The organism is Calditrichota bacterium (assembly GCA_013152715.1).
Classification (GTDB): domain Bacteria; phylum Zhuqueibacterota; class Zhuqueibacteria; order Thermofontimicrobiales; family Thermofontimicrobiaceae; genus 4484-87.
Window position 1 is genome coordinate 1 of record JAADFU010000090.1, and the last position, 5,231, is coordinate 5,231.

General features: G+C 45.2%; 4 protein-coding genes. All 4 read left to right on the plus strand.

The window, feature by feature from the left end:
• Window positions 1–295 precede the first annotated feature (295 nt).
• The 4 genes from GXO74_07050 (at window position 296) to GXO74_07065 (ending at window position 4,792) form a co-directional block, all read left to right on the plus strand.
• Entirely contained in the window at window positions 296–1,744 is a 1,449-nt protein-coding gene (locus tag GXO74_07050) for a peptidase M64 (protein ID NOZ61423.1), read from the plus strand.
• Window positions 1,745–2,076: 332 nt separating this feature from the next.
• Window positions 2,077–2,811, plus strand: a complete 735-nt coding sequence (locus GXO74_07055; GenBank protein NOZ61424.1) for a fumarylacetoacetate hydrolase family protein — start codon at window positions 2,077–2,079, stop codon at window positions 2,809–2,811.
• Window positions 2,812–2,820: 9 nt separating this feature from the next.
• Window positions 2,821–3,825, plus strand: a complete 1,005-nt coding sequence (locus GXO74_07060; GenBank protein NOZ61425.1) for a D-cysteine desulfhydrase family protein — start codon at window positions 2,821–2,823, stop codon at window positions 3,823–3,825.
• 19 nt (window positions 3,826–3,844) lie between these two features.
• Window positions 3,845–4,792, plus strand: a complete 948-nt coding sequence (locus tag GXO74_07065; GenBank protein NOZ61426.1) for a formylglycine-generating enzyme family protein — start codon at window positions 3,845–3,847, stop codon at window positions 4,790–4,792.
• Window positions 4,793–5,231 lie beyond the last annotated feature (439 nt).

A 5,231-nucleotide genomic window follows, 5' to 3' on the forward strand; every position in this document is an offset into this window, starting at 1 on the left:
TGAACGCCTGCGGCGTTTGAACGGCGATAGGAATGCAAATTTGCATTCCCTACAGAGCGCTTTGCGGTTAACCATTAAATTTGCAAAAATTACGTTACCGGAAACACCGCTACCCGTTAAAATATCGTTCCGCCCTGTTGAAATGTCCTTTTTTATCGAATGTCCCCCAAATTTCCCAAATCCAAATTCCCTATTGCATTATTGGCTGAATTCTTTTATATTTGGTTGTTTGCAACTCCCACAATGCAAAATCGTGGCTATCAAATAAAAAATTGTCATTAACAGGAGGCTGGAAATGAAACGCTTGCCAATAATTTTCTTTCTGATTTTTGCCTTTCTTCTGTCTGATTTGGCTTTTACGCAAAGCGGATTTGAAAAATATTTTTTCGACAAAACCATGCGCGTTGATTTTTATCATACCGGCACCAAAGGTCTGGAAGTGATCAGCCTTGACAAAGTTTATGAGGAACCGGCTGTGCTGACGCATAACCGGCAATTGTGGGCAGGCTCGAAAAACAATTTGCTCGACACTTTGAATCTGGGAAAATATCTGGCAAAAGTGATCGATGTGCGCACCAATGAACTGATTTTCTCGCGCGGTTTTTGCAGCCTCTATGGAGAGTGGGAAACCACAAGCGAGGCGGAAAAAGGAATCCACCGCACATTTCACGAGTCGGTTTTGCTGCCTTTTCCAAAGAATAAAATTCAGTTCATCATTGCCAAAAGAAACCGTGAGAACTATTTTGAAAATATCTTTTCGACAGTCATTGATCCAAACTCTCGTTTTGTCAACAGGGAAGCACAGAGAGAAAAGTTTCCCGTTTCTGCGCTGTTCAGAAATGGCAATCCTCACATTAAGGTCGATATCGCAATTCTCGCGGAAGGTTACACTGCAAAAGAAATGAATCTGTTTCACAATGACATGAAACGTCTTGTCAGTGCCCTTTTTAAAACCGAGCCTTTCAAAGAACACAAAAAAGATTTCAACGTCTGGTATGTGGATGTGCCTTCCGTAAATTCCGGCGTTGACGAACCGCGAAAAAATTCGTGGAAACAAACCGCACTCGGTTGTTCTTACAATTCCTTTGATTCGCCTCGCTACGCTTTGAGCTTTGAAAACAAAGCCGTTCGCGACGTCGCATCTCTCGTGCCCTATGACAGAATTTACATCATTTTGAATTCCGATCGCTACGGCGGCGGCGGTATTTTTAATCTTTACGCGGTCAGCTACGCCCGAGAGAAAAATAAGGAGAAAAGCTGGGTGCCGAAGTACGTTTTCGTGCATGAATTCGGCCATGCCTTTGCCGGGCTGGGCGATGAGTACTATTCTTCGTCGGTCGCTTACGATGAATTTTACCCGTTGGATGTCGATCCCTGGGAGCCGAACGTGGCGATTTTGCACAACGGACATGTGAAGTGGGAGAATTTGATGGCAGCGGACACGCCCATTCCCACGCCGTGGCATAAAGCGGAATACGATTCTTTGAATCAGGCGCTGTCAAAATTGGACAAAAGCGCCCCCGATCTCAAAACCAAATATCAGAGAATCAAAGATCAGTTGGATGAATTAATGAAAAATCAGCCTTACAAAGGCAAAGTTGGTGCTTTTGAGGGTTCGGGCTATTCATCAAAAGGACTGTATCGACCGTATGTGGACTGTATCATGTTTTCGAAAACATTGCAAGGATTTTGTCCCGTTTGTGCGCGGGCGATTGAACAAATGATTCGATTTTATGCGCAATGATTATGATGTTGGCAATTGGCGTTTGGCCTTTAGCCTTTAGCAATTCGCTTTCTCGCACTTATTTATTTTAAGGTTGCTGTTAATCATCGAAAGAGGGGACAAGTTTCGGATCGTCAAAAATTAATAACCACTCACCAATAACTTAATAAAAATGGGAAGGAAAAAATATGCGTTTATTCATGTACAAAAAATCAGAGCACGTGATGAGAATCGGGATTGAATACAAAGGCAAGAACTACGATTTTTCCCGCATCTGGACATATTTCAAGGATATCCGCGGCGAGCATCGTCTGCCGGATTTGATGTTTTTGCAGGTGATGGTGGAATTTGAAATGTTTAATAAGAAAAATATTCAGGACATCATCACGACGGTGACGAGTCTGCGCTCGCTGGATGACGTGGAGTTAAAAGAATCAATCGTTTACGATCTACCTATTGCCAGACCGCAGAAAATCATTTGCCTGGGGAGAAACTACAAAAAGCACGCGGAAGAATTCCAAAATGTGGTGCCGCCGGAACCGATTATTTTTGCAAAACTACCCACGAGTTTGCTGCCTCCGGGCGGAACAATTCGTCTGCCGCGGGATGTCGGACGCGTGGATCACGAGATCGAATTGGCTGTTGTCATCGGGAAATCCGGGAAAAAAATTCCCAAAGACAGGGCAATGGAGCACGTCGCCGGATATTCAGTACTGAACGATGTCACAGCGCGCGCCATGCAAATCGAAGATATGAAAGAAAAGAAGCCCTGGATGCGGTCGAAAAGTTTTGACACTTTTTGTCCCCTGGGGCCGTTTTTGGTGCCAGCGGATGAAATCGAGGATGCGCACAGTCTCGATATTTCGCTCAAAGTCAACGGTGAGATTAAACAACAGGCGAATACCGCGGAGATGGTGTACAAAATCCCCGACATCATCAGTTACATTTCCCGGCACATTACGCTCAATGCTGGCGATATTATTGCAACGGGAACGCCGGCTGGCGTATCTGAGCTGAAACCGGGCGATGTGGTAACAGGAGAAATTGCAGGACTCGGAGTGTTGGAAAATAGTGTTGATTGGGAATAGGAGAAAGCCATGGGAAAAAATTTTATCCCGGGAAAAATGTCGCTGGCGCGCTTGCCCACGCCGATTCAGAAACTGGAGCGGCTCACAAAAAAGTGGAATAGTCCTGAAATTTACATCAAGCGGGATGATTTTACCGGTAGCGAGTATTCCGGAAATAAAATCCGCAAGCTCGAATTTTCCATTGCTGAAGCAAAAAGACAAAGCGCGAATTTTCTCATCACTTGCGGCGGCGTGCAGTCCAATCACGCTCGTGCCACAGCCGTCGCCGCAGCGCGATTGGGAATGGGATCGTTTCTTGTACTGCGCGGTGAAGAACCGGAAGAAAAAGACGGGAATTTATTTTTAGATTTATTGGTTGGGGCGAGGGTTCGCTACATTTCGGCAGAAGATTACAGAAATCGCGTCGAAGAAATCATGGGCGAAATTGGTGATGAACTCGCCGCAGAAGGTCACAAAGCCTATATCGTTCCCGAAGGCGCGTCCAATGCCATCGGGTCTTTCGGCTATTTCACAGCCGCGGCAGAGATTTTGCAACAAATGAATGAGATGGGCATTAATTTTGATTACATCGTTTGCGCTGATGGCTCCGGCGGCACTCACGCCGGGCTTTTGATGGGAAAGAAATTTTTTCAACTCTCGTCTGAAATCATCGGCATCAATGTGTGCGACGATGCAGATTATTTCAAAGAAAAAGTGACGCGCATCTGCCGCAATGCAGCCATGCAATATCGCGTCCCGGTGACGGTGGAAGCGGAAGAAGTGCACGTGATCGATGGCTACGTCGGCGAAGGCTACGCCCTGAATAGACCGGAAGAAATCGAATTTATCTCCCAAATCGCGAAATTGGAAGGCGTCATTTTGGATCCGGTGTACACGGGAAAGGCGTTTTTTGGCGTGTATGATCAAATTCAAAAGGGATTTTTTAAAAAAGAAGATAAAATACTTTTTATTCACACCGGGGGAATCTTCGGTTTGTTTCCGAAGAAGAATTTGTTTGGACCTTTGAAAAGTTAAAAAGATGAACGGTGTTACTATGAGAAGTTTCAAATATTTTTTCCTTAATTTTTTATTTTTTATGTTGGTGAATGCCGCTCTGTCATTCGCGCAAATCGAGAAAGAATTGCAGCAGATTCTCTACCCCGAAAAGGGAGATTCTGCAACCGCCAAAGCGGAGTCTCTCGCTGTGATTCCGGTGAAAGACACCGCAGAAATGGTGCGCGTGCCCGCCGGAAATTTTCTCATGGGCAGCGAAGATTTTGAGTTCGACGAAAGACCGGCGCACAAAGTTTTTCTCGACGAATACTGGATTGACAAATACCCGGTCACTAACGCCCGGTACGCTCGCTTTCTAAATGCTTTTCTGGAAAAATTCCCCGGTGACAGCGGTAAAATTGGTTCATTTTTTGATGAAGAAATTTCTCAGGTGCATCGTCAGGACGAACTTTTTGTCGTGGATTCTGTTTTCGCTGATCATCCCATGGTGGGCGTGACCTGGTTTGGCGCCAATGCTTATGCTGAATTTTACCTGAAACGTCTGCCCACAGAAGCGGAATGGGAAAAAGCAGCGCGCGGCACCGACGGTAAGCTTTATCCCTGGGGCAACGAAATCGACAGTTCCCGCGCCAATTTCTGGAACAGCGGCGATCCTTTCGAAGAAGGAACAACGCCGGTCGGCTTTTACAACGGACAAAATTATCAGGGTTTTCAGACGAAAGATAGCCAAAGCCCTTACGGCTGCTACGACATGGTCGGAAATGTGCGCGAGTGGGTCGCCGACTGGTACCAATGGGATTATTACGCCAAAGGTCGAAAAATAAATCCCAAAGGGCCGGAATCCGGCGACAAAAAAGTTGCTCGCGGTGGCGGGTATTTATTTCACGCGGATGAATTGCGCGCAACGCTGCGCTATTCATTGGAACCGGACAGAGCGGCGTCTTTCATTGGTTTTCGCTGCGTGCGCCGGACGGCGCCGGTGAAGTGACTTTTCAATCGGATTTACGGAAAAAATTTTACGAATTTGTAAAAAAACACTTGACTTCTTCGAGAAAAATTGTTATAATTTACATGGTTGGTCAATAATTTGCTAACCGAAGCTCCATTTTCAAAAACCGTGAAAAAAGCACTTATATTTATTTGATAAATATAATGTTGCAAGAAAAAAAGCTGTAAGGGGGGTTAGCAATAATTTTGATACACTAAGGATATTATTGAAGTTAGCTGTAAAAAATGACAAAATGGCACTATGACTTAAGGGTAATTGAGCCATCGAAAAAAGCCCTCTTTGAGGGGGTTAGCAAATCGGGTATTTTAACTATTTGATTTTATTGGCTCCAAAACGGGGTCGGTCTGAAACATTGCCTTGCTTGATAGAGGATTGAGACAGTGTCGCATTCGACTACCCCACTACCTACCTGGGTATT